Genomic DNA, 23,259 nt, shown 5'->3' on the forward strand with positions numbered 1-23,259 from the left:
TTGGGGGCCAGTGCGTGATGACGAGTGAGCGTGCGATGAGATTACTGGTAACAGGCGGGGCTGGTTATATCGGCTCACATACCGTACTGGAGTTGTTGCAAGCCGGTCACGATGTGGTGGTGTTGGATAATCTGTGCAATGGCTCGTTGGAGGCCCTGCGGCGTATTCAGGCAATAGCCGGGCGGTCACTACAGTTTGTTCAGGGCGATATTCGTGATAGAGCATTGCTTGATCGGCTCTTCGCTCAGCAGCAAGTGGATGCCGTGGTGCACTTTGCCGGGCTTAAGGCTGTCGGTGAAAGTGTGCGGCAGCCGCTGGACTATTACGCTTGCAATGTGGCTGGCACCCTTAACTTGTGCCAAGCAATGGCTGATGCGGGGGTATTTCAGCTGGTGTTCAGCTCATCGGCAACTGTTTATGGCGATCCGGCTCAGGTGCCAGTAGATGAGAGCTGTCCTGTAGCAGAGCCAACCAGTCCTTATGGGCGTAGCAAGCTGATGGTGGAGCATCTGCTGCATGATGTGCAGCGTGCCGATACGCGTTGGTCGATTGCTATCTTGCGTTACTTCAATCCGGTTGGGGCGCATCCAAGTGGTTTGATCGGCGAAGACCCTTTGGGTGTTCCGAATAACCTACTGCCTTATCTGAGCCAGGTGGCTGTCGGAAAGCTGGATTGCTTGCAAGTGCATGGCAATGACTACCCCACCCCGGACGGAACCTGTATCCGCGACTATATCCATGTAGTTGATCTGGCACAGGGGCACGTGCGGTCATTGCAGTTTATTAGCCGCCACAAGGGCTGTTCGGTGTGGAACCTAGGTGCCGGTAAAGGTTATTCAGTGCTGCAGGTGATTAGTGCTTTTGAGCAGGCATGTGGGCGTTCAGTGCATTACATCATCGGGCCGCGTCGTCCTGGCGATATCGCTGCCAATTGGGCCGAGCCGAGTAAGGCTGAGCGTGAGCTGGGATGGAAAGCTGAGCGTAGTTTGGCCAGCATGATGGCCGATACCTGGCGCTGGCAAAGTAAGAATCCGCAAGGTTATCGATGATGGTTATTTGGACTTGTTGCGAAGGAACTGTATGAGTACGTCACCAAGCATCTGTCTCGTGATGCCCTATTTTGGTAAATGGCCGTTTTGGATGCCGTTCTTTCTGCAGAGCTGTCGGCTTAACCCGAGTGTCGAATGGTTGTTTTATAGCGACTGTGCGCCGCTGGATAACTGTCCGGAGAATGTCCGTGTGGTCTCGATGAGTTTCGCGGACTACTGCCAGCATGTGTCAAGTCGGCTTGATATCGATTTTCGTCCCACACAGGCTTATAAGCTCTGCGATATCCGCCCGGCATTTGGTTTGATTCATGAAGCGGATCTACAGGGCTACGACTTTTGGGGCTTTGGCGATATTGATTTGGTTTATGGTGACTTGCGTGCCTATTTCACCGCTGAGCGCTTGCAGTCGCATGATCTTTATTCAACCCACGCGCGGCGTGTATCGGGGCATTTGTGTCTGATCCGGAATACCCCGCGTATGCGTGATGCGTTCAAGCGCATGCCGAGCTGGAGGCAGCGGTTCTGTGACCCGCAGCATCAGGCTTTAGATGAGGGCGCCTTTACCCGACTATTCTTGCGTAACAAGAATCTGCCAGATTTTTTGCAGAAAATACTCGGGACGTTGTTCAACCCCTGGTATCGGCGCAGTGAGTTTGTTGAGGCCTACAGCACCCCTTATGCGCGTATCGATTGGCATGACGGTAGTCGTAACTTTCCGCAAAAGTGGTATTGGAATAAGGGAAAATTGACCAACGATCAGGATGGTTCGCGCGAATTTCCTTATTTCCACTTTATCGTGTGGAAGCGCCACGGCTGGGATCAGTTGCCGCCGGAGCAATTGCAAGCATCGACTAGTTTTGCTCTGAGCCCGTCTTGGTCAATCAGCCCGCAGGGCTTCGAGCGTGAACAATAATGCCTAGGCGTATCAAGGTTTTACAGCTACAGCCGGACTACAACGTTAAGGCGCATGACTTCGCCGATTTGGCCGAGCAGATCGTGAAAGCCTTGCCGGGTGAGCGCTATGAAGTGGTCGCGGCATTCTTGCGTGGTAAGCCGCAGCCGGGCGAGCCCGTTAGTCGAGCCGCGCGCTCAGTGTATTTTGAGTTCGCCGATAAGCAGCTCAAAGGACTGCGGTTGCGGGCCATGTGGCAGCTCTATCAGTTTTGTCGCGCCGAGCAGTTCGATGTGGTGATCTGTAACCGCTTTAAGCCAGTCAATATGATGCTGCAGCTCAACCGTTGGTTAAAGATTCCACTGTGTATCGGCATCTCTCACGGGTTTGGTGAGTACGACCGTTTTTACCGGCGCCGACAAGCCAGGCGCCTGATCGATACGGCCTGGCGTTTCGTGGGTGTGTCGCCGGCGGTTAAGCAATACTTGCTGGACTGTGCGTGCGGCTTTACCGAGCACAATACGGTGGCCATCACTAACGCCATTGATATTGAGCAGGCCGCCGCTTTGCAGCATTCGCGCGAAGACGCTCGCCGCCTGTTGGGGCTTGACCCCAATGCGCGCTTGGTGGGCGCACTTGGGCGTCTGGTGCCGGTTAAAGGACATACCTACCTGCTCCAAGCGTTTGCCAAACTCAAAGATCTTTACCCGCAGGCACAATTAGCCATTATCGGTAAGGGGCGTGAAGAGTCGCGGCTGCTGGCTGAGGTTGAGCGGCTTGGTCTCGGTGGGCGGGTTCATCTGCTCGGTTTTCGTGAAAATGCGCTGCAGTATGTTCGTGCTTTTGATATCTGGACCATGCCGTCGCTGGCTGAAGGCCTGGGCTTGGCGTTGCTGGAAGGCATGAGCGGGCACTTGCCGGTGATTGCCTCGAATGTGCCGGCGATGCTGCCGCTGATCGAGGGGGCGGGTGGTATCGCTGTGCCGCCGACTGACGTCGACGCGCTGAGTCAGGCGCTCAACAGCTATTTACAGTTGAGTGATGAGCAGTTGCAGGCCAAGGGTGAGCAGGCCTATGCCTATTTGTGTGCCAATCACGATATCGAAACCTTCCGTCAGCAGTATCGGCAGCTCATCGACGAGTCGCTGAATCAGGCGAGTGCCTCCCAATGAGTCAGAGTTCCCAGCTTGTTAGCGTCATTATTGCCTCCTACAACCACGCTCCCTATATCGAAGAGTGTATTCTCAGTGTGTTGGGGCAAACTTATCCGCATGTTGAACTTTTGGTAGTGGATGATGGTTCTACCGATGACAGCGTTGAGCGTATCCGGCGCTTGCAGGCCGAGCATGGCTTCGATTTTCAGGTGCAGCAGAACCAAGGGCTAACCCGCACGTTGAACTCAGCAATCGCTCGCGCCAAAGGTGAGTTGATTGTGCCGTTCGGCTCGGATGATGTGATGCTCCCCGAGCGTCTGGCCAAACAGGTGGCTTACATGGCGGATAAGCCCGAAGTGGGAATCTGCGCCGGCAATATCGAGTTGATTGATTCTCAGGGCACACTATTTCCCGAGTCTCGCCAGCGCCGCGATGTGCCGTTTCGGCGGATGGACTTCGATGATGTGTTTATGGAGCGTAAACCTTATGCGCCCGCCACAACCTTGATGATCCGCAAGGAGGCATTGGAGAAAGTAGGCGGCTTCGATCCTGAGATTCGTCTGGAGGATCTGGCCATTGAGCTGAAAATCACCCATGCCGGCTACTACATCGACTGCCTGGGCGAAGTGTTGGCGCGTTACCGTAAGCATGCTACTAATTCGTACAAAAACCACCGTTTTATGATCAGCAGCATCCTGCGTATTTATGCGTTGTACAGCGATCATCCGCAGTATGAGTTTGTCCGTACGCGTTTTCTCAGCTCCATGTTTCTTAAATGCTCCAACCGTGATCGTCAGTTGGCGCGCGAGTTATTGGCGCAGATCCCGTTTAAACAGTGGTCGAAGAAAACATGGCGTGGCCTCATGCGCCTGTACTTTTCTCCCTTGGAGAAGGGCTGATTGGTTATGGGAGTGTGGGCGCGTTTTTTGGCCAAGCGGGCCAAAAAACAACTGCGGATGCTGCCTAAATTGCAGCGTGGCCCTGCGAAGTTTCTTCAGCGCTATCCGCACTACCAAGTCGGTCTGGGGACTTACGGCATACCTATCGTGCATGATTGGCAGGAAGGGGCCACGTTAAAGATCGGTAGTTACACATCTATTGCCGAGCATGTGGAGATTTTTCTGGGCGGCCATCATCGCAGTGATTGGCTCACAACCTATCCGTTTCCCGCGATGGTTGAAGAGGCTCAGCATATCCAAGGCTATGCCGTGAGCCGGGGTGATGTGGTGATCGGCAGTGATGTATGGCTGTGCACCAATAGCGTGATTCTGTCAGGGGTTACTGTGGGGCATGGTGCCGTGGTTGCTGCCGGCGCAGTGGTGAGTCGGGATGTGGCGCCCTACTCCATTGTCGCTGGCAATCCAGCGCGGCATATTCGCTGGCGTTTTGCTCCAGAGCTCTGCGCAGCGCTGCTTGAGGCTGCTTGGTGGGAGTGGCCAGAGCAGGAGGTGCGTAGCATCAGCCCACTGTTGTGCAGTGATCAGCTCGATAGCTTTCTGCAGTATGCTCGGCAGCGTTCGGCGCAGAAGGCTAAAGCGCTGTAGGTTTCTACAAATTACGTAAACAGCTTGAGTGCCTGCTGCTTGGCGATGCGGCTATAGCCTGCTTTTAGTGCGTCACGGTGTTCTTCGAACAACCACTTCTGGTCGTCGACATAGCGGCGCATGTGCTTCAGGTTGCGCTGACGCTTATGCAGGCTCAGTGCAAAGTGGCTTATGCGCATGTCGGCGAGGTCAATCAAACCCAGCTGTCCGTCAGGTTGTACCAGTACGTTGCCCAGGTGCACCGAGCGGAAGTAGACGCCGCTGCCATGCAGTTTGGCAAGCAGCTCCCCAAACAGCTCTACAAGCTCCTGGCGTCGCTCACTACAGCTGTTGCTCAGTATGTGGCGTAAGGTTTCTCCGGGGAGCGGCCAGTAATGCACAGCAGTTTTATTGACTGGGTCAACCAACCTATACACCTGGATGATTTTCGGGCTGCTAAACCCCAGCTTTTGTAGGCGAGCAGCGTTCTCTGCAAAGCGTTTGGCGTAAGGCTTGAGGGTTTCGCGGGAAAATACAGAGCGTTTACGGAACAGTTTGAGAAAACTACCGTCTGCTAACTTCAGCACTTTTGGCCCAAGGCCGTCGACTTCAAGCACGCTTGCGTTGGCTGAGAGTGCAGTCAGCTCAGGCTGGGAAAGCGTTTGCATTAGCGCAGGGCTCCTTGTGCTTGCCGAGTGCGAATAGTCAGAGCTGCAATCAGTGCCAAGGGAATCCAGGTTACCAGCCAGTGTTCTTTGGGCCTTGACAGGATGCCGCCCCCTTCCGTTAGGCCGGCACCTATGCCGTAAACCAGCAGCGCCCCACAAACGATGAACAAGTAGTTGCTTCGGTGCTTCCAGCACTGGAAGAGGGCCAGTCCGTGCATAGCGAGCCAAAGGACCAGGCCGATAATACCGGTGTAATACAGTACCCCCAGTGCAAAGTTGTGGGGCTCACTAAAGCTCATTTTGAGATCAGCGATAAATATCGTCAGGTGCGCACCAAAGCCGAATCCCTGCCAAGGCTGTTGAATAACCATGCTGAGGGTTTTGGCCCACAGTTCGGGCCGATAAGACAGGCCACGACTAGACAAAACTTCGGGGTAAAGCACGATTAGAGCCAGTGCCCCCAGTGCGCCGAAGAGCAGCAGCCCAACTGAGCGTTTACTCCAGCACGCGACTATCAACCAGGCACAGGTCAGTGCGGTTGCCACAAGTGGCGTGCGTGAGCCTGTGGCTAGCAGCGCCATTCCCATTAAGGTTGCGGCAATTAGTGCGAGCCAACTTTGGCGAGGGCTTAGGGTCATGCTTAGTGCCAGCCAGAACGCGCAAAAAAAGCCGAACACATGCGAACTCAGCAGGGGGTTGTCTAGGGCGCCGAAGCCAATCAGCCGTTCGCCCGGAGTTGCGTTGGTCATGAATATCATCAGGCTGTAGGCGGTTAGCGGCAGCATCAATACAGCCGCGAGTAGTGTGCTTTGGGCGAGTCTTGTATGGGCTTGCAGCGCTATCAGCGCACAGGCGGCAAACAGCATAAAAATATAGAGCGGGCGCTTGAATAGCGTGCCGAAGGACCGCTCGGTGTCTGACCAGCTAATGCTGATCAAGGCCCAGGTCGAGAACATTAATAAAGCGATGATCACAGGCTCTCGCAAGAGCGCTACGCAGATGCGGGGGCGCAATGCTAGGGCAATTAATGTGGGCGCGGCTATAAGCGCGTAGAAAGCCTTGTGATAAAGGCTGCGCTCAGGCAGGGCGGCCAGTCCGATGAGCAGAACGACAAAGCCTGCAGGCAGTAACCAATTGCAAATGAGGGCGTGTGCTTGCTGTGTCCGTGAGTCGATCTGTGTGTGCATCTATGCTTAAGTCCAGTTCGGCAGTGAGTCGCGATTCTACAGGATCAAGTCAGGCCTTTTCTTGGCTGGTTCGACTTTCTTCCAAGCCGTCTTTGACAGCATGGCGATAACTGCTTTGCTGGGCGAGTAGGCCACTTATGCGCTTTTACCGCATACACGGTTCCCAGTGGGCCTAATCGCAGGTTGGGCGGGCTATGTTAATATCCCGTTTTTACCGATTATGGGCGTGTTTATGAGTGGAAAAGCTGCAAGTCAGGGCGCTTCATCGAGCCTGAAAATCTATCTGCGCTTGCTCACTTATATCCGTCCTTACCTTGGTTTTTTTGCGCTGAGTATTGTGGGCTTTTTGATCTTTGCCTCGACTCAGCCGATGCTCGGTTACATCCTCAAATACTTTGTTGATGGCCTTTCCAATCCGGATGCGAGCCTGTTCCCTAGCGTGCCCTACCTTAGGGATTTGCAATTGGTGCAGGCTGTGCCTCTGCTTATTGTGTTGATTGCCTTTTGGCAAGGTGTCGGCTCTTTCTTGGGAAACTACTTTCTAGCTAAGGTCTCGCTGGGACTGGTGCATGACCTACGTGTGGCGCTGTTCAATAATTTACTAACGCTGCCCAATCGTTATTTTGATAGCCACAATTCCGGGCATGTGATTTCACGGATTACTTTTAACGTGACCATGGTCACCGGGGCTGCTACGGATGCGATCAAAGTGGTCATCCGCGAAGGCATGACGGTGGTTTTCCTGTTCGCCACGTTGCTGTGGATGAACTGGATGTTGACCTTGGTAATGGTCGCCATCCTGCCGGTGATCGGTCTCATGGTAAGTAGCGCGAGCAAAAAATTCCGCAAGCAAAGCAAGAAAATTCAAGTGGCTATGGGGGATGTCACCCATGTGGCCTCGGAAACCATTCAAGGGTATCGGGTTGTGCGCAGTTTTGGCGGTGAAGCCTACGAGCAACAGCGGTTTCTCGGTGCGAGTAGCAGTAATACGGAAAAACAGCTGCGCATGACTAAGACATCCGCGGTTTATACACCGATGCTGCAGTTGGTGATTTACAGCGCTATGGCAGTGCTGATGTTTCTGGTGCTGTTTATGCGCGGCGATGCCAGTGCTGGCGACCTGGTTGCTTACATCACTCTGGCAGGCCTGCTGCCGAAACCGATTCGTCAGCTGTCTGAGGTGAGCTCAACCATTCAAAAGGGCGTGGCTGGCGCGGAGAGTATTTTCGAGCAGTTGGATGAAGCCCCCGAAGTGGATCACGGCACTCAGGAGCGTGAGCGGGTAAACGGGCGGTTGGAGGTGAGCAACCTGAGTTTTCAGTATGAGGGCAGCGATAAGCCCGTTCTGAATGACATCAGTTTTGTCGCTGAGCCCGGGCAAATGGTCGCTCTCGTGGGGCGCTCGGGCAGTGGTAAGTCGACACTGGCGAACCTTATTCCGCGCTTTTATCACCATGATCAAGGGCAGATTTTGCTCGATGGCCTGGATGTTGAAGACTACAAGTTGTTAAACCTGCGTCGTCATATCGCCTTGGTTACCCAACACGTAACCCTGTTTAACGACACGGTGGCCAATAACATCGCCTATGGCGATTTACAGGGTGCGCCGCTGGAAGACGTGCGTAAGGCGGCAGAGGCCGCTTATGCCGCCGAGTTTATTGAGAAGATGCCGCAAGGCTATGACACCCTCGTCGGTGAAAACGGCGTGCTGTTGTCGGGCGGTCAGCGCCAGCGTCTGGCAATTGCCCGGGCATTGTTGAAAAACGCGCCGCTATTGATTCTCGATGAGGCCACTTCTGCTCTCGACACCGAGTCGGAGCGACATATCCAGGCCGCGCTGGATGAGGTGATGAAGGGTCGTACGACTCTGGTGATCGCCCACCGGCTGTCCACTATCGAGAAGGCTGATCTGATTTTGGTGATGGATCAGGGGCGTATCGTCGAGCGTGGCACGCATGCCGAGTTGCTGGCGCAGAACGGTTACTACGCGCGTCTGCATGAAAAAGATTTTGTTGAGGGCGGTGGTGCTGTGTCGTTGGAGCACGACGCCTGATGCTCAGTCATTTACGCGCCTGGCGTGAGCGCGGCTGGACGCCTATCGATGCCGTCACTTATGCCGAGGCCTGGCAGCGCTTTGGCGGCAGTGTGGCCACCCATCCGCAGGTCATTGAGCGTCTGGCGGGCCTTGCCGGCTTGCCGGTGAGCTATTTGGGCTGGTTTGAGCAGGGCGAGATACGTGCGGCCTTGCCCGTCTGGGGGCGTCATCTGGCGTTGTCCAAGGATGTACTTAAGCAGCACGGTAAACGCGGGCTGTTTGACTTGGGTAACGCTGAAATTATCCTGCCGTTGGCCAGTGACGTGCGCGTACCTCTGCGTCATAAAGTGCGCTACCTGTCGCCTTTGAATGCCGAGCAGGCGCTCGGCATTCGTGAGCAGCCGGAAGGTTTGGCGCTGGCTCGCGAGCCTGAGGAATACAGCAAGAAATTCCGCTACAACCAGCGCCGCGAGCAGCGTTTGCTGGAGGAGGCTGGTGGCTTTGTGCGGCCTATGCTGGAGTTGTCCGCCGTCGAGCAGGCACTGGTTTACGCCGATCTCTTTCAGCGTCGCTGGGGTTTTGAGGCGACAGGCATGGCCCATCTCGCCGAGGTGTTCGGGCTGATGCGCGAGTTTATGACCGGTTCGCTGATCTACCTGAATGATCAGCCGGTGGCTATCCAGATACTCTACCGTGTCGAGGCCCCGCAATGGGTCAGCCTGGAGTACATCAACGGCGGCGTTGACCCGCAAAACCGCGAGTTCAGCCCAGGCAGCGTGCTCAGTTTTATCAATACCCAAACGGCCTGGGCCGAAGCGCGAGCCCTGGGTAAACCGTTGCGCTATTCCTTTGGTCGTGCTGATCGCGAATATAAAGATCGCTGGTGCAACCGTGTGCCGGTCTATCAGGTCTGATTATGTCTGCACGCAAGCAAACCCTGCTCAAGCGGCATCGCCGGCAAAAGCGCATCGCCCTGCTGCTAGCTTTGGTCGTACTGCTGGTGATGGCCGTTGTAGTCGCCTGGTGGTGGTTGCCATTGCTCCTGTTACTGGGCTGGGTGGCGCATGAGGCGTGGTTTGCTGATCACCTGTTTTATGCCCCGAGTGATGACTACAGCTACAACTTTGCTGACGGAGTGCCCGCGTTTGCAGGGCGCATCGAGGCAGGCTGCCTGCGGTTGGATGCAGATATTGTTGCGGCCGATACCCTGATTCTCCAAGTGCAGCTCAAGACCAGCTGGCTGGGCCGCTGGCTGGACCCTTTTGTGCTGGTGGGGGCGGATCGGCAGGACTTTGAGCGCGGTGTGAATGGCCGCCGCTACCTGAACCTGTCAGGTCAAAACGAGCTGTTGAACAGCGGCAAGCTGCAGGTGCGAGGCCGCTTCTGCAGTATTGAGCCAGTGGTCACTCTGTATGCCCTGAGCAACCCGAATTACGCCGCGCAACGGCTGATGGTCATAGCCCCGCATGCTGATGATGCGGAGTTGGCGGCGTTCGGGCTCTATAGTCGGGTCGTGGATGTCAGCATTGTGACCCTGACCCAGGGCGAGATTGAGGCTAAGCCCTATGAAGCGCTGGGCCTTGATCAGGCCGGTGCAGCCCGCCTCAAAGGGCGCTTGCGTGCTTGGGATAGCCTGGCAGTTCCGCTGTGGGGCGGCGTGCCGCAAAGCCAATGTGTACAGCTGGGTTATTACTGCCTGCAATTACCTGCCATGCAGGCGCAGCCTGAGCTGGGCGTTGGTTCGCGTGAGTCCGGCGAGAGTGATATCCGTAGCGTGCGTGCCGGCAACGCTATCCAGTTGCCCGGCGATGCAGACGGCGTGCCTAGCTGGCGCAACCTATTGGCCGATTTAGCGGCGAGCTTTGAGCACTTTCGGCCAGAGGTGGTGGTCACACCGCATCCGCAGCTGGACCCACACAGCGACCATGTGGCCAGCACCCAGGCACTGCTGGAGGCGATTGAACTGAGTGCCTGGAAGCCGAAAACGCTACTGCTGTACGCCAACCACTTGCATGACAACGACCGCTGGCCCATGGGCCCGGCGGGCTTCGGCATTGCTTTGCCGCCGGCCATTGAAGCGCTGCCGGCAGATGGTTTGTGGAGCCCGGCTCTGAATGCTGCGCAGCAGTTGGATAAGGCCATGGCCTTAGCCATGCAGCATGACTTGCAAGGCGCATTACCGCTCAAACGGCGTATCCGCCGGCTGATTCAACGTGTACTGGTGGGGCGCCGTTGGCCGGCAACCGGTGACGATGAGTTCTTCCGCAAGGCCGTGCGCCGCCATGAATTATTTTGGGTGCGTACGCTCGGCGGCTAGCCGGCGTTTTGACCTGCAAATGTTATGATCTGCGGCGATTTGCATCAGCCGCTTCTGGAGTTTTTATGAAATTGTCCATGCCGCGTTTCGACCAGGCCGCCGTTCTGGTGGTCGGCGATGTCATGCTCGATCGTTATTGGCATGGCGGCACTTCACGGATCTCGCCGGAAGCGCCAGTGCCGGTGGTAAAGGTTGAGCAGATTGAGGATCGTCCAGGTGGTGCCGCCAACGTAGCGTTGAACATCGCGGCCCTGGGTGCGCCGGCAGTCTTGATCGGTGTGACCGGTAAGGATGAGGCCGCGGATAGCCTGAGTAACAGCTTGCACGCGGTCGGTGTGAAAACCCTGTTTCAGTGCATCAAAGATCAGCCCACCATCGTCAAGCTGCGCGTGATGAGCCGTCATCAGCAGTTGCTGCGCATGGACTTCGAAGAGCCGTTTCGCACCGACAGCGCCGCGTTGGCCGCCAGCGTCGAGGCACAGCTGGACGGTATCAAGGTGTTGATCCTTTCCGATTATGGCAAGGGCGCGCTGCAGAACCATCAGGCCTTGGTGCAGCTGGCGCGTAGCAAAGGCATTGCCGTGCTGGCCGACCCTAAAGGTAAGGACTTCTCCATCTATCGCGGCGCCAGCCTGATTACCCCGAACCTCAGCGAGTTCGAGGCCATCGTCGGCCAGTGTCATGATGAGGCCGAGTTGGTGGCCAAGGGCGCGGCATTGATGACCGAGCTGGATTTGGGGGCTTTGTTGGTCACCCGTGGCGAGCATGGTATGACCCTGCTGCGCCCGCAGCATCCGGCCCTTCATCTGCCGGCGCGTGCGCGGGAAGTCTTCGATGTCACCGGTGCCGGCGATACGGTGATTTCCACCCTGGCCGCCAGTCTGGCTGCCGGCGAGGAGTTGCCGCATGCCGTGGCGTTGGCCAACCTGGCCGCTGGTATTGTGGTGGGCAAGTTAGGTACTGCTGCGATTAGTGCGCCGGAGCTGCGCCGTGCGATTCAGCGTGAGGCCGGTTCCGAGCGCGGCGTGTTGAGCCTGGATCAATTGCTGTTGGCCATTGAAGACGCCCGCGCCCATGGCGAGAAGATCGTCTTCACCAACGGCTGCTTTGACATCCTGCATGCCGGCCATGTGACCTATCTGGAACAAGCGCGCGCCCAAGGTGATCGCCTGGTGCTGGCGGTTAACGATGATGCTTCAGTCAGCCGCTTAAAGGGTCCAGGTCGGCCGATTAATGCTGTAGACCGACGCATGGCTGTTTTGGCGGGTCTTGGCGCCGTTGATTGGGTGGTGAGCTTCAGCGAAGACACACCGGAAAACCTATTGCGTGCGGTCCAGCCAGATGTGCTGGTCAAGGGCGGTGATTATGGTATTGAACAGGTGGTGGGCGCCGACATTGTCACGGCCTACGGTGGTGAAGTGCGGGTGCTGGGGCTGGTGGAAAACAGCTCGACCACCGCGATTGTCGAAAAAATCCGCAGCAAGTAAGCGTCTGCTGCCGATGAAGCCCTGCCTAGGCGGGGCTTTTTTGTGGCGTCCCGTTTTGCTGGGCCAGCCAATCTTTCCAGCGGATGCGCTTCTCGCGTACCAGCCAACCGTCTTGAGGCGCGAAGCTTTCTGCTAACCACAGGCCGCGGGTGCTGGCGGGCACTAGTTGGCCCTGCTTCAGGATCAGTAGCTCGGCCGTTGGTCGGCCTTGGTTCAACGGGATCAGAAACAGGTCGGGACGGGCGCGGTTGAGGCGAGCGATCAGCTGGCCATCTTCCAGGTGTTCATCGACATGCAGCAGGCTGAGCTGGTGAGTTTCCTTGGGCAGATCCAGGCGCAGGTCGTACACCAGCTGCAGCGAGGCGGTTGGCAGGTGCACATAGGCGCGGGGGCGTTCGAGCAGTTTGAGGTTGCCGCATTGCACCGGTCGCGCCGCACCCGATAGCGCGCTGAGGTTGAAGTGCGTGCTGTCCCGATAGTGCAGGCTCTTTTGGTAAGGGGTTGGCAGCCAGGTGTCGCCAAAACGCCCGCCTAGCCAGCCTTCAGGCGTTTCCAGCAGGCACTCTTCTGCCACTTCCTGAATCACGGTGAGCAAGGGCAGATTAAGTTCATGGGTCGGTACGTAGCCTGAGATCAGCTTGAGCACCACATCGCCACGGTCGGCGCGACGTTGGCGCACCAGTACCCAGTAATCACGACCTTGCCAGTTGAGGGTCAGGCGTACTGAAACGCCCAGGTTCGCCAGTTCCACGGTAAAGCGCTGGCAGTCGGTGACTGTTACCGGCTTGCGCTTCTCCAGCATCTGCGCAAAATTCAGCGGCATGCCCAGGCTCTGGTAGCTCAGGCCTTCTGGGCTGGCTTCGACCAACAGTTGCAGGGTTTTAAAGGTGCTGGGGTCTTTGCGGATCAGGGTGCGCGGCATGGCAACTCCTCGCGGCGGCTAAGGCCTGAGAGCTTGGCACAGATAGTGGGTTGCGCGCGCTCAGGCAATATCCTGAATTACAGCCGCCGCGGTGGCGACGTTATGCGCCAGGTGGTGCGGGTTGATGGTGCCGATGATCGCGCTGGTGGCGGCGGGGTGGCCGAAAATCAGTTCGAAGCTGGCACGCACCGGGTCTTCGCCCGCCAGGCAGGCGTGGCCGCTGGCCAGGGCCTTCTTGATCAGGATGCCTTTGCCGTGCAGTTCGGCGTAATCCAGCACGGCCAACTCGGCCTGCTCATTGAGGTTGTAGGTGACCATGGCGCAATCGCCCGTTTCCAGTGCCAGCAGGCCGCCCTCAACTGTTTTGCCGGAAAGGCCGAAGCCGCGAATTTTACCCTCGCGCTTAAGTTCGGCCAGGGTTTCGTACACGCCGCTGTCACGCAGAATCGCCACGTCGTTGCCGTCTGAGTGCACCAATACCAAGTCGATAAAATCAGTTTCTAGTCGATTGAGGCTGCGCTCTACGGAAAAACGCGTGTGCGCCGGGCTGAAGTCGAAGTGCGACTGGCCGTTGTCGAACTCTTCACCGACCTTGCTGACGATGACCCATTGCTGGCGCTGGCCACGGAGTAGCGGACCAAGGCGGGTTTCGCTGGTGCCGTAGGCCGGCGCAGTGTCGATCAGATTGATGCCCAGATCATGGGCCTGGGCCAGCAGCTCGCGGGCGGCGGCGTCATCGGGAATGGTAAAGCCGTTGGGGTACTTCACGCCCTGGTCGCGGCCCAGCTTGACTGTGCCCAACCCCAGCGGCGAAACCAGCAGCTCGGTGGCGCCCAGCGGGCGGTACAAGTTGTGCAGGCTGTGCAGTGGATGCATCAGAACAGTTCCTCCCAGGCAGGTGCGGCAATGGCCGGGCGTGGCAGCTCGGGCAGTGGTGCGTGCGGCGTCGGCTGAATACCGTCACGGCTTAGTGCGGCCAGTACGCGATCAGCAAAGTCTGGCGCCAGGGCCAGTTTAGTTGGCCAACCGACCAGCAGCTTGTTTTGCTCATGCACGAAGGCGTTATCAGGGCGAACCAGGCCGGACTGTGACGGCTCGGCACGTTCCACCCGCAGCGTAGCCCACTGGGCGCTGGACAAGTCGACCCAGGGCAGCAAGTCGCTGAGTTCTTTCTGCGCTGCTTTGATCTGGCTGACCTCATCGCGAGCGACACCATCGGCTTCGGCCAGATCGCCCCCCAGGTACCAAACCCACTGGCCGTCGGCACCCGGATGCGTGGTGACCGTCACGCGCGGCTTCGGTCCGCCACCCAGACAGTGGGCGTACAGTGGTTTTAGGGTTGGCCCTTTGACCAGCACCATATGCAGCGGGCGCAGTTGTTGCGCGGGCTGGCTCAGGCCCAGGCTGCTCAGTAGCTCGGCGTTGCCGCGGCCGGCGCTGAGGATGATGCGCTGTGCGCGAATCTCGCGGCCGTCGACGCTTAGGCCGATCAGCTCGCCATTTTCCTGCAGGGGTTCAATGCGCTCGGCAGCCAGCAGGCCATCACCAGCCAGTTCGCTCAGGCGGCTGATCAGGCTGGGTACATCCAGCACCAACTCGGCCAGGCGGTAGACCTTGCCCTTGAATTTCGGGTGCTGCAGGGCCGGTGGCAGTTGCTCGCCCTTGACCTGATCGACCCGGCCGCGCACGGCCTTGCTGGCGAAGAAGCTGGTGATGTTGCCGGCCAGGCTGCCGGGCGACCACAGGTAGTGGGCATCGGAAAGCAGGCGTACGCCGGTGAGGTCCAGTTCGCCGTTGCCGGCCAGGGCCTCACGCCAGCGCCGTGGCATGTCGGCGATGGCTTCGGAGGCGCCGGTGAGTGCGCCGTGCAGCGCGTATTTGGCGCCGCCGTGGATGATGCCTTGAGATTTCACACTCTGTCCGCCGCCGAGACTGGCATTTTCCACCAGCACGGTGGCAAAGCCCTGGCGGCGCAGGCGCGCATTCAGCCAAAGGCCAGCAACACCGCCGCCAACGATCAAAACATCAGTGCTTAATGCTTGGGACATGCATGCGTCTCACCGGGAAAACAGGTGCGCAGTATAACCCGCCCGCGCCTGGGTCAATGGACGACGCTTTGCGAGAACAACTGAATCACCACCACACCGGCAACGATCAGCCCCATGCCGAGCATGGCCGGCAGGTCCAGTCGTTGTTGGTAGAGAAACACCGCCGCGATGCTCACCAGCACAATGCCCAGGCCGGCCCAGACCGCATAGGCGACGCCCACCGGGATGGTTTTTACCACCAGGCTGAGCATCCAGAACGATAGGCCGTAACCGACCACGACCAGCAGCAGCGGTAAGGGTTTATTGAAACCATCCAGGGCTTTCATCGAGGTAGTGGCAATGACTTCAGCCGTGATGGCAATGGCGAGGTAGAGGTAGCCGCCCATGCTGTGGACTCCTGTGTGATCTGCGCGCCATTCTAGGCCTACACCAGATGGGATAAAGTGATTACCTATCTGAATAGGAGATAGGTTGTGCAGTGGAGCCTGGAGCAGATTCGCCTGTTTGTCAGCGTCGCCGATGGTCAATCGTTCTCTGCCGTGGGTCGGCAGATGCAGCGCGCGCAATCAGCGGTGAGCCATGCGATTGCCTTGTTGGAGGCCGACCTTGGCGTGTGCCTGTTCGAACGTAGCAGCGGCCGCCAGCCGCGCCTGACCGAGGCCGGCGCGGCCCTGCTGGCAGAGGCGCGCGAGGTGTTGTGTCAGTGTCAGCGCCTTGAGGGCCGTGCGCTGGGGCTCGTACGTGGTGAGGAAGTGTGCCTGCGCCTGGCTCAAGATGAAGCCATGCCCTATCAGCCGGTACTCGACAGCCTGGAGGCGCTGGCTCAGCAGTTCCCGCTATTGGAGGTGCAGCTGGCCAGCGGCGCCCAGGGCGATGTGGCGCGTAAGCTACTGGAACATCGCGCCGACCTCGGCCTGCTGTTCCACCATGAGCAGATGCCCGATGCACTGGAACGTCAGCGTCTGGGTACCATCGAGATGGTGACGGTGTGCGGCGCCGGGCATGCATTGGCGCATTTCAAACATGTTGATCGGCGCGAGCTGGCCCGTCATCGGCAGCTGTTGATGGCCCCGCAGGACAGCCACTATCCCGGCGGCGAGCAGCTCAGTCCGTCGGTATGGCGCACCGACAGTTTTTACGCCATGGCCGAGCTGCTGATGCGCAATTTGGGCTGGGCCTGGTTGCCGCGCCATGTGCTGCAGTACCCAACCTATCAAGGCCAGCTGGTTGAACTGAACAGTGATTGGACTCCGCCGCCCTTGGTGGTTGAGCTGGTTTGTCGGCGTGATGAGGCGCTCGGCCCGGCGGCATTGTGGTTGGCGGAATGTTTCGCCGAGAATTTGCAGGCGATTGGTTGAGGCGTGCTTGCGCGTGACTCGACGATGTTTGCCAAAGTGCATAAGCTGCGCGCCATGAATAGAAGCCTCTACACCCTGCTGTTTCATCTCGGCCTGCCGATTGTGGCCGGGCGACTGGCCTGGCGCACTTGGCGAGCGCCGGCCTATGCCCAGCGCATCGGTGAGCGTTTTGCCCTCGGCCTTCCGGCGCTCAAACCGGGTGGTATTTGGCTGCATGCCGTGTCGGTGGGTGAAAGCATTGCTGCCGCGCCACTTGTGCGCGAACTGCTGGCGCGTTACCCCGATAAGTCGATCACCATGACCTGTATGACGCCTACCGGTTCGGAGCGCATCCAGGCCATGTTCGGCACGGCCGAATACGCCGGACGTGTGCAGCATTGCTACCTGCCGTACGACCTGCCTTGGGCGGCGGCGCGCTTTCTCGATCGCGCGCAGCCGAAACTCGCGGTGATTATGGAAACCGAGCTATGGCCCAATCATATTCACCAGTGCGCCAAGCGCGGCATCCCGGTGGCGGTGGCCAATGCGCGATTGTCTGAGCGTTCGGCGCGGGGTTATGCGCGCTTTGCCAAGCTGACTGCGCCGATGCTCGCCGAGTTGGATTTTATTGCCGTGCAGACGGCAGTAGAAGCCGAACGCTTCAAAAGCCTTGGCGCGCGCGCGGCCTGCGTCGCGGTGACCGGGTCGATCAAGTTTGATTTAACCATTGACCCTGATTTGCTCAAGCGTGCCGCGCTGCTGCGCGAGCAATGGCATGCCGGGTCGCGCCCGGTATGGATCGCCGCAAGCACCCACGCCGGTGAGGATGAGATTGTCCTGGCTGCCCATCGTGAGCTACTCAAGCAGCGGCCTGATGCATTGCTGATCCTGGTGCCGCGCCATCCCGAGCGTTTCAATGCGGTGTTCGAGCTGTGCCAGCGCCAAGGTTTTAGCACGCGGCGCCGCGCTAGCGCAGAGCCGCTGCAGGCCACTGATCAGGTGCTGCTCGGCGACACCATGGGTGAGCTGTTGTTTCTCTATGCCCTGGCGGACATCGCCTTTGTCGGCGGCAGCTTGGTGGCCAATGGCGGGCATAACCTGCTCGAACCTGCCGCCTTGGGCAAGCCGGTGCTGAGCGGTCCGCATCTGTTCAACTTCCTGGAGATTGCGGCGCAGTTGCGTGCTGCCGGTGCGCTGAGCGAGGTGGCAGATGCTGCTGCGCTGGCACAGCGCGTGGCGCAGTTGTGGCGCGAGCCTGAGGCTGCGCAGGCGATGTGCATGGCCGGGCAGGGCGTGATGCAGGCTAATCAGGGCGCATTGGCGCGCTTGCTGGCGGGGCTGGAGCGGTTACTTAGTAAGTAATCTGCAGCGCTACTCGCAGCCAATAAAAAGCCCGCTGATTTCAGCGGGCTTTTTTGTCCGGCTCACTCAGTACTGCGGGTTGCCACGCAGTTGGGCTTCGGCGGCTTTGGCCAGGTCGGGCGGGAGGAAGTCTTTGTCCGGGTTGTAGTCGGATTTCAGGTACTGCTCCAGCGCAGCCAGATCATCTGGGCTAAGGGTGCCAGCGGCTTGCTTCAGGCGCAGGTTATTGAGGATGTAGTCATAGCGCGCGTTGTTGTAGTTGCGTACCGAGCTGTACAGCTGACGTTGAGCATCGAGTACGTCAACGATATTACGCGTACCCACCTGATAGCCGATTTCGGTGGCTTCCAGGGCGCTTTGGTTGGAAATGATCGACTGCTTGCGCGCCTGCACGGTTTCCACGTCGGTGTTGACCGCACGGTGCAGGTTGCGGGTGTTCTGCACCACCTGGCGGCGCAGGCTTTCACGCAATTGCTCGCTCTGATTCAGGCGCTGGTAGGACTCGCGCACCTGGGAGCTGGTCAGGCCGCCGCTGTACAGCGGGATATTCAGTTGCAGGCCGATTGAACGCTGCTCGACATCACCGCTGAAGCGGTTGGCGGAGGCGGCGTTGTTGCTGAAGCCGAGGCTGTCGTTATCGCCTTTCTGGTAGCTGGCGACCGCATCCAGAGTTGGCGCGTGGCCGGATTTACGCTGGCGCAGGGTTTCTTCAGCGGCTTCAACCGCGTAGTTGCTGGCTTGCAGGTTGAGGTTCTGCGCGGCTGCAGTGTCGACCCAAGCTTTGGCGTCATTCGGCGTCGGGGCGAGGATTGGCAGGCTGTGCTCAATGCCTTCGAGGGCATTGAAATCACGGTTGGTCAGGGTGATCAGGGCCTGGAAGGCGTCTTCAACCTGACGCAGGGCGATGATGCGGTTGGCGCGCGCGGTGTCGAAACCAGCCTGGGCTTCCAGCACGTCGGTTTTATCCGACAGGCCAACATCGAAGCGCTCATTGGCCTGGTCCAGCTGGCGTTTGAATGCGGCTTCTTCGGCCTTGGTCGAGGCCAGGTTGTCCTGGGCGCGCAGCACGGCAAAGTAGCTTTCGGCGCTTTGCAGAATCAGGCTCTGCTCGGTGGCTGAGAGCTCCAGAGCGGCTTGCTCATCGGCGGCTTGAGCGGCCTGCAACTGGAACCAGCGATCGGCACGGAACAGCGGCTGGCTGAGGTTGGCCTGGTAGACCATACCGCTGCGCGAGCTGGTATTGGCTGGCGAGTCGACCTGGGTGCGTGTGTCGCTCAAGTTGGCACCGGCCGAGAGGTTTGGCAGCAGGCCTGCACGGGCCTGGGGCACCACTTCGCTGCGCGCTTTATAGTCGGCGCGGGCGGCAGCCAAATCGGCGTTATTGGCGGCGGCCTCTTGATACACCGTGACCAGGTCAGTTTTGGTGGACAGCGGGGCTTGTTCAGCCCAGGCCATTGCGGTCGGCGCGGCGGCCACAGCAAGAGCCAGAGAAAGTCTGCGCAGCATGAGGGTGATCCTGGTTTTGGCGGTAATCGGCAAGGCTAAGGGGCCGTGCCCAAGGGGTCAAGGGGCGTGGTGGCAGCCGTAGTGTAGTTTGCAACAAGCTATGTTGCCTGGATGCAACAATGCAGCTGCGCACGTCGCCTCGTCACAAGCCGACGCGCTGGTCATATTTTTTGACTCGCGGGTTGGTTTTATTGTCTGGGGTTGATTAGACTGGCCGGGTTCTTGTCGGGGTGCCCTAATTGAGGGGCTGAGATTGGCTACTGCCGGATCCCGTTGAACCTGATCAGGTTAAAGCCTGCGTAGGGAACAAGATGTGCCCGCCTTTTCTCTGGCGAGCCTCTGGCACCGCCCCAGGTGCACCTTTCGCCGCTCATCCGTCCAGGTTCGCTCCGACATTCAGCCCTGGAGAGCCGCCGATGAGCACACAACAACAAAATCTGAACCCGATGCTGAGTGAGTCAGCCCAGGTCGACCAGCAGTCGATCCAACCCTTTCCGCGTTCGCGAAAAATTTATGTGCAAGGCTCGCGCCCGGACATTCAAGTGCCGATGCGTGAGATCAGCCTGGACGTGACGCCCACCGACTTCGGCGGCGAGGTCAACGCGCCGGTGATGGTCTACGACACCTCCGGTCCTTACACCGATCCCAAGGTGATCATCGATGTGCGCAAAGGCCTGGGCGATGTGCGCTCGCCGTGGATTGAGGCGCGTGGCGACACCGAGCGTCTGCCTGGGCTGAGTTCCAACTTCGGCCAGCAGCGCCTGGCCGACGCCGAGCTGACCAAGCTACGTTTTGCCCATGTGAATAATCCGCGCCGCGCCAAGGCCGGGGCCAACGTCAGCCAGATGCACTACGCGCGCAAAGGCATCATCACCGCCGAGATGGAATACGTCGCCATCCGCGAGAACATGAAGTTGGAAGTCGCCCGCGCCGCCGGTCTGCTTGATCAGCAGCATCCCGGTCATAGCTTTGGCGCCAGTGTGCCGAAGATCATCACCCCCGAATTTGTGCGTGAAGAGATCGCCCGCGGTCGCGCGATCATCCCGGCCAACATCAACCACACCGAGCTGGAGCCGATGATCATCGGCCGTAACTTCCTGGTGAAGATCAACGGAAATATCGGCAACTCGGCGCTGGGCTCCTCGATTGAGGAAGAAGTGGCCAAGCTGACCTGGGGCATCCGCTGGGGCTCGGACACGGTGATGGACCTGTCCACCGGCAAGCACATTCACGAAACCCGCGAGTGGATCATCCGCAACTCGCCCGTGCCAATCGGCACCGTACCGATCTATCAGGCCCTGGAAAAAGTCGGCGGCGCGGCCGAAGAGCTAACCTGGGAGCTGTTCCGCGACACCCTGATCGAGCAGGCCGAGCAGGGCGTGGACTACTTCACCATCCACGCCGGCGTATTGCTGCGCTACGTGCCGATGACCGCCAAGCGCGTCACTGGCATCGTCTCGCGTGGCGGTTCGATCATGGCCAAGTGGTGCCTGGCGCACCACAAAGAGAACTTTCTCTACACCCATTTCGAAGATATCTGCGAAATCATGAAGGCCTACGACGTCAGCTTCTCGCTGGGCGATGGCCTGCGTCCGGGTTCGATTGCCGACGCCAACGACGAAGCGCAGTTTGGTGAGCTGGAGACTCTGGGTGAGTTGACCAAGATTGCCTGGAAACACGACGTGCAGTGCATGATCGAAGGCCCCGGTCACGTGCCGATGCAGCTGATCAAGGAGAACATGGACAAGCAGCTCGAATGCTGTGACGAGGCGCCGTTCTACACCCTCGGCCCGCTGACTACCGATATCGCACCAGGCTACGACCACATCACCAGCGGCATCGGTGCGGCCATGATCGGCTGGTTCGGCTGCGCCATGCTCTGCTACGTCACGCCCAAGGAGCACCTGGGCCTGCCGAACAAGGATGACGTGAAGACCGGCATCATCACCTACAAGATTGCCGCGCATGCCGCCGACTTGGCCAAGGGCCATCCGGGCGCGCAGATTCGCGACAACGCCTTGTCCAAGGCGCGCTTCGAATTCCGCTGGGAAGACCAGTTCAACCTCGGCCTCGACCCGGACACGGCGCGCTCGTATCACGACGAAACCCTGCCGAAGGACTCGGCCAAGGTCGCGCATTTCTGCTCCATGTGTGGGCCGAAGTTCTGCTCGATGAAGATCACTCAGGAAGTGCGGGTCTACGCCGAAGAGCAGCGTATCGCTGCGCTGGAGCTGGACGAGGCAGAACTGGGCATGCAGGCCAAGGCCGCTGAGTTCAAGTCGCAGGGCAGCGAGCTGTACCACAAGGTCTGAGATACAGCGTCGGTTTGACCGAAGTACCACCCAGGGTTTGCGCCCTGGGTGGTTTTTATTTTTCTGAGGTGGTTTTTATCGTGATGACGACCAACACCTACTCGCCGCACCAGAGTGTGGGCAGTAATCAGCGCGTGCTGGGCGCGCGGGACATGTTCTCGCTGTGGTTCTCCCTGGGGATCGGCTTGATGGTCTTGCAGCTGGGGGCCTTGCTGGCGCCGGGGCTGGGCATGAGCGGCGCGCTACTGGCGATTGTCTGCGGCACGGCCGTCGGCGTGCTGTTGCTGGGTGCTGTGGCGGTGATCGGCAGCGACACCGGCCGTTCCAGCATGGCGGCGTTAAAGCTCAGCCTGGGCAGCCAGGGCGCGTTGCTGCCGGCCCTGCTCAATGTGCTGCAGCTGGTTGGCTGGGGCGCGTTCGAGATCATCGTGATGCGCGATGCTGCTGGCGTTTTGGCCGAACGCGCATTCGGTGCGGGTAGCGCCTGGAGTAACCCACTGCTATGGACCTTGTTCTTCGGCGCACTGGCGACCCTGCTAGCCGTTACCGGGCCGCTGACCTTTGTGCGCAAGATTTTGCGCAAGTGGGGCATCTGGTTGCTGCTGGGCGCTTGCCTGTGGCTGACCTGGAACCTGTTTGACAAGGCCGATCTGGCCCGTATCTGGGCGCGTGGCGGCGATGGCTCGATGCCCTTTGCGCTGGGCTTTGATATTGCGATTGCCATGCCGCTGTCCTGGCTGCCGCTGATTGCCGACTACTCGCGCTTCGGCAAGAGTGCGGTGCGGGTGTTTGGTGGTACGGCGTTGGGCTTCTTCCTCGGCAATGTCTGGCTGATGAGCCTGGGCGTGGCCTACACCTTGGCCTTTGCTACCGGAGCTGAGGCCAACGCCTTGCTACTGGCGCTGGCGGGTGCTGGCTTGGGCATCCCGCTGTTGCTGATTTTGCTCGATGAGTCGGAAAACGCCTTCGCGGATATCCACTCTGCGGCGGTGTCCGCCGGTATCGTGCTGCCGCTGCGGGTTGAGGCGTTGGCCCTGGCTATTGGCGTGCTGTGCACCTTAATTGCCTGGTTGGCACCGCTGGCCGAGTATCAGAACTTCCTGTTGTTGATCGGCTCGGTGTTTGCGCCGCTGTTTGGCGTGGTGTTGGTTGATCACTTTATTCTGCGCCGTCGCCGCGCCGAGCTGGCTCCCGTGTGTGCCTGGCGTGGTGATACCTTGCTGGCGTGGGGCAGTGGCGCGGCGGTGTATCACCTGCTCAGTCATTATTTACCGGAAATTGGTGCCACCCTGCCGGCGTTTTTGTTGGCCGCGGGGCTGCAGCTGCTACTGGGTGGGTTGAGCCGTAAGCGCCTGGCGGCGATCAGCTGAGAGGCAGGCCTTGGCAGCGGCCGCCGTGCGGCAGCGCTGCGCCGCTGTTTGCCGGGCAAGTGCAATGGAGGCTTGCCAGGCGTCTAGAAA

The 23,259-nt window shown here is 59.0% G+C and carries 20 protein-coding genes and 1 riboswitch; of the genes, 13 read left to right on the plus strand and 7 right to left on the minus strand.

Annotation, left to right across the window (positions count from 1 at the left end; genetic code table 11):
* Nucleotides 1–35: 35 nt before the first annotated feature.
* Genes galE through N1078_RS05455 form a run of 5 tightly spaced genes read left to right on the plus strand, consistent with a single transcriptional unit; the run spans nt 36 to nt 4,639 of the window.
* Nucleotides 36–1,049 carry a UDP-glucose 4-epimerase GalE gene (gene galE, locus N1078_RS05435; protein ID WP_274087190.1) on the plus strand — a complete coding sequence of 338 codons (1,014 nt, stop codon included), beginning with the start codon at nt 36–38 and terminating at the stop codon, nt 1,047–1,049.
* 31 nt (nt 1,050–1,080) lie between these two features.
* Complete coding sequence (locus N1078_RS05440; RefSeq protein ID WP_337993310.1) at nt 1,081–1,962, plus strand: DUF6625 family protein; 882 nt, start codon at nt 1,081–1,083, stop codon at nt 1,960–1,962.
* A complete protein-coding gene (locus N1078_RS05445; RefSeq protein WP_274087192.1) occupies nt 1,962–3,113 on the plus strand; it encodes a glycosyltransferase in 1,152 nt (383 codons plus the stop codon). The genes N1078_RS05440 and N1078_RS05445 overlap by 1 nt, the downstream gene beginning before the upstream one ends.
* On the plus strand, nt 3,110–3,994 hold the full coding sequence (locus N1078_RS05450; protein WP_274087193.1) for a glycosyltransferase: 885 nt from the start codon (nt 3,110–3,112) through the stop codon (nt 3,992–3,994). Before N1078_RS05445 ends, N1078_RS05450 begins: the two co-directional genes overlap by 4 nt.
* 6 nt (nt 3,995–4,000) lie before the next feature.
* Nucleotides 4,001–4,639, plus strand: coding sequence for a CatB-related O-acetyltransferase (locus tag N1078_RS05455; protein WP_274087194.1), 639 nt, complete (start codon nt 4,001–4,003; stop codon nt 4,637–4,639).
* A gap of 11 nt (nt 4,640–4,650) precedes the next feature.
* Here N1078_RS05455 and N1078_RS19530 read toward each other — a convergent pair whose 3' ends face one another.
* Nucleotides 4,651–5,286, minus strand: coding sequence for a lipopolysaccharide kinase InaA family protein (locus N1078_RS19530; protein ID WP_322949339.1), 636 nt, complete (start codon nt 5,284–5,286; stop codon nt 4,651–4,653).
* On the minus strand, nt 5,286–6,473 hold the full coding sequence (locus tag N1078_RS05460; RefSeq protein WP_322949340.1) for an O-antigen ligase family protein: 1,188 nt from the start codon (nt 6,471–6,473) through the stop codon (nt 5,286–5,288). The genes N1078_RS19530 and N1078_RS05460 overlap by 1 nt, the downstream gene beginning before the upstream one ends.
* Before the next feature lie 232 nt (nt 6,474–6,705).
* Between N1078_RS05460 and msbA the strand changes: the two genes are divergently transcribed.
* From msbA to hldE, 4 genes are all read left to right on the plus strand, one after another.
* Complete coding sequence (gene msbA / locus N1078_RS05465) at nt 6,706–8,526, plus strand: lipid A export permease/ATP-binding protein MsbA (protein WP_274087195.1); 1,821 nt, start codon at nt 6,706–6,708, stop codon at nt 8,524–8,526.
* A complete protein-coding gene (locus N1078_RS05470; protein WP_274087196.1) occupies nt 8,526–9,422 on the plus strand; it encodes a GNAT family N-acetyltransferase in 897 nt (298 codons plus the stop codon). The genes msbA and N1078_RS05470 overlap by 1 nt, the downstream gene beginning before the upstream one ends.
* A 2-nt stretch (nt 9,423–9,424) precedes the next feature.
* Nucleotides 9,425–10,825 carry a PIG-L deacetylase family protein gene (locus N1078_RS05475; RefSeq protein ID WP_274087197.1) on the plus strand — a complete coding sequence of 467 codons (1,401 nt, stop codon included), beginning with the start codon at nt 9,425–9,427 and terminating at the stop codon, nt 10,823–10,825.
* A gap of 65 nt (nt 10,826–10,890) precedes the next feature.
* Nucleotides 10,891–12,312: a bifunctional D-glycero-beta-D-manno-heptose-7-phosphate kinase/D-glycero-beta-D-manno-heptose 1-phosphate adenylyltransferase HldE gene (hldE, locus tag N1078_RS05480; protein WP_274087198.1), complete on the plus strand. Its 1,422-nt coding sequence runs from the start codon at nt 10,891–10,893 to the stop codon at nt 12,310–12,312.
* A 25-nt stretch (nt 12,313–12,337) separates the two neighbouring features.
* Here hldE and N1078_RS05485 read toward each other — a convergent pair whose 3' ends face one another.
* From N1078_RS05485 to N1078_RS05500, 4 genes are read right to left on the minus strand one after another with little or no spacing between them, the layout of a single operon-like run.
* Nucleotides 12,338–13,234 (minus strand): metal ABC transporter ATPase, encoded by an 897-nt coding sequence (locus N1078_RS05485; RefSeq protein WP_274087199.1) that lies wholly within the window; start codon nt 13,232–13,234, stop codon nt 12,338–12,340.
* Nucleotides 13,235–13,294: 60 nt separating this feature from the next.
* Nucleotides 13,295–14,110 (minus strand): aldo/keto reductase, encoded by an 816-nt coding sequence (locus tag N1078_RS05490; RefSeq protein ID WP_274087200.1) that lies wholly within the window; start codon nt 14,108–14,110, stop codon nt 13,295–13,297.
* Nucleotides 14,110–15,282 carry an FAD-dependent oxidoreductase gene (locus N1078_RS05495; RefSeq protein WP_274087201.1) on the minus strand — a complete coding sequence of 391 codons (1,173 nt, stop codon included), beginning with the start codon at nt 15,280–15,282 and terminating at the stop codon, nt 14,110–14,112. Before N1078_RS05495 ends, N1078_RS05490 begins: the two co-directional genes overlap by 1 nt.
* A 53-nt stretch (nt 15,283–15,335) precedes the next feature.
* Complete coding sequence (locus N1078_RS05500; protein WP_274087202.1) at nt 15,336–15,668, minus strand: DMT family transporter; 333 nt, start codon at nt 15,666–15,668, stop codon at nt 15,336–15,338.
* Between the two features lie 87 nt (nt 15,669–15,755).
* Between N1078_RS05500 and N1078_RS05505 the strand changes: the two genes are divergently transcribed.
* Both N1078_RS05505 and waaA read left to right on the plus strand, forming a co-directional pair.
* A complete protein-coding gene (locus N1078_RS05505; protein ID WP_274087203.1) occupies nt 15,756–16,640 on the plus strand; it encodes a LysR family transcriptional regulator in 885 nt (294 codons plus the stop codon).
* A 54-nt stretch (nt 16,641–16,694) separates the two neighbouring features.
* On the plus strand, nt 16,695–17,981 hold the full coding sequence (gene waaA, locus N1078_RS05510) for a lipid IV(A) 3-deoxy-D-manno-octulosonic acid transferase (RefSeq protein WP_274087204.1): 1,287 nt from the start codon (nt 16,695–16,697) through the stop codon (nt 17,979–17,981).
* 66 nt (nt 17,982–18,047) lie between these two features.
* On the opposite strand, the gene N1078_RS05515 is transcribed toward waaA, so the two are convergent.
* The gene (locus N1078_RS05515; protein WP_274087205.1) at nt 18,048–19,487 is read right to left on the minus strand and encodes a TolC family outer membrane protein; all 1,440 of its coding nucleotides are present in this window, start codon (nt 19,485–19,487) and stop codon (nt 18,048–18,050) included.
* Between the two features lie 216 nt (nt 19,488–19,703).
* Nucleotides 19,704–19,810, plus strand: a riboswitch (TPP riboswitch).
* Between the two features lie 123 nt (nt 19,811–19,933).
* Here N1078_RS05515 and thiC point away from each other — a divergent pair.
* Nucleotides 19,934–21,799 (plus strand): phosphomethylpyrimidine synthase ThiC, encoded by a 1,866-nt coding sequence (thiC, locus tag N1078_RS05520; protein WP_411912064.1) that lies wholly within the window; start codon nt 19,934–19,936, stop codon nt 21,797–21,799.
* An 83-nt stretch (nt 21,800–21,882) separates the two neighbouring features.
* A complete protein-coding gene (cytX, locus tag N1078_RS05525) occupies nt 21,883–23,169 on the plus strand; it encodes a putative hydroxymethylpyrimidine transporter CytX (protein ID WP_443218092.1) in 1,287 nt (428 codons plus the stop codon).
* Nucleotides 23,170–23,259: the final 90 nt, after the last annotated feature.

It is taken from the genome of Pseudomonas sp. MIL19, from assembly GCF_028680365.1.
Taxonomy (GTDB): domain Bacteria; phylum Pseudomonadota; class Gammaproteobacteria; order Pseudomonadales; family Pseudomonadaceae; genus Aquipseudomonas; species Aquipseudomonas spirodelae.

What these genes read in the sequence shown, in the direction of transcription:
- galE (WP_274087190.1), top strand. Translation starts at nt 36, where the DNA reads ATGAGATTACTGGTAACAGGCGGGGCTGGTTATATCGGCTCACATACC.
- N1078_RS05440 (WP_337993310.1), top strand. Translation starts at nt 1,081, where the DNA reads ATGAGTACGTCACCAAGCATCTGTCTCGTGATGCCCTATTTTGGTAAA.
- N1078_RS05445 (WP_274087192.1), top strand. Translation starts at nt 1,962, where the DNA reads ATGCCTAGGCGTATCAAGGTTTTACAGCTACAGCCGGACTACAACGTT.
- N1078_RS05450 (WP_274087193.1), top strand. Translation starts at nt 3,110, where the DNA reads ATGAGTCAGAGTTCCCAGCTTGTTAGCGTCATTATTGCCTCCTACAAC.
- N1078_RS05455 (WP_274087194.1), top strand. Translation starts at nt 4,001, where the DNA reads ATGGGAGTGTGGGCGCGTTTTTTGGCCAAGCGGGCCAAAAAACAACTG.
- N1078_RS19530 (WP_322949339.1), bottom strand. Translation starts at nt 5,286, where the DNA reads ATGCAAACGCTTTCCCAGCCTGAGCTGACTGCACTCTCAGCCAACGCA.
- N1078_RS05460 (WP_322949340.1), bottom strand. Translation starts at nt 6,473, where the DNA reads ATGCACACACAGATCGACTCACGGACACAGCAAGCACACGCCCTCATT.
- msbA (WP_274087195.1), top strand. Translation starts at nt 6,706, where the DNA reads ATGAGTGGAAAAGCTGCAAGTCAGGGCGCTTCATCGAGCCTGAAAATC.
- N1078_RS05470 (WP_274087196.1), top strand. Translation starts at nt 8,526, where the DNA reads ATGCTCAGTCATTTACGCGCCTGGCGTGAGCGCGGCTGGACGCCTATC.
- N1078_RS05475 (WP_274087197.1), top strand. Translation starts at nt 9,425, where the DNA reads ATGTCTGCACGCAAGCAAACCCTGCTCAAGCGGCATCGCCGGCAAAAG.
- hldE (WP_274087198.1), top strand. Translation starts at nt 10,891, where the DNA reads ATGAAATTGTCCATGCCGCGTTTCGACCAGGCCGCCGTTCTGGTGGTC.
- N1078_RS05485 (WP_274087199.1), bottom strand. Translation starts at nt 13,234, where the DNA reads ATGCCGCGCACCCTGATCCGCAAAGACCCCAGCACCTTTAAAACCCTG.
- N1078_RS05490 (WP_274087200.1), bottom strand. Translation starts at nt 14,110, where the DNA reads ATGCATCCACTGCACAGCCTGCACAACTTGTACCGCCCGCTGGGCGCC.
- N1078_RS05495 (WP_274087201.1), bottom strand. Translation starts at nt 15,282, where the DNA reads ATGTCCCAAGCATTAAGCACTGATGTTTTGATCGTTGGCGGCGGTGTT.
- N1078_RS05500 (WP_274087202.1), bottom strand. Translation starts at nt 15,668, where the DNA reads ATGGGCGGCTACCTCTACCTCGCCATTGCCATCACGGCTGAAGTCATT.
- waaA (WP_274087204.1), top strand. Translation starts at nt 16,695, where the DNA reads ATGAATAGAAGCCTCTACACCCTGCTGTTTCATCTCGGCCTGCCGATT.
- N1078_RS05515 (WP_274087205.1), bottom strand. Translation starts at nt 19,487, where the DNA reads ATGCTGCGCAGACTTTCTCTGGCTCTTGCTGTGGCCGCCGCGCCGACC.
- thiC (WP_411912064.1), top strand. Translation starts at nt 19,934, where the DNA reads ATGCTGAGTGAGTCAGCCCAGGTCGACCAGCAGTCGATCCAACCCTTT.
- cytX (WP_443218092.1), top strand. Translation starts at nt 21,883, where the DNA reads ATGACGACCAACACCTACTCGCCGCACCAGAGTGTGGGCAGTAATCAG.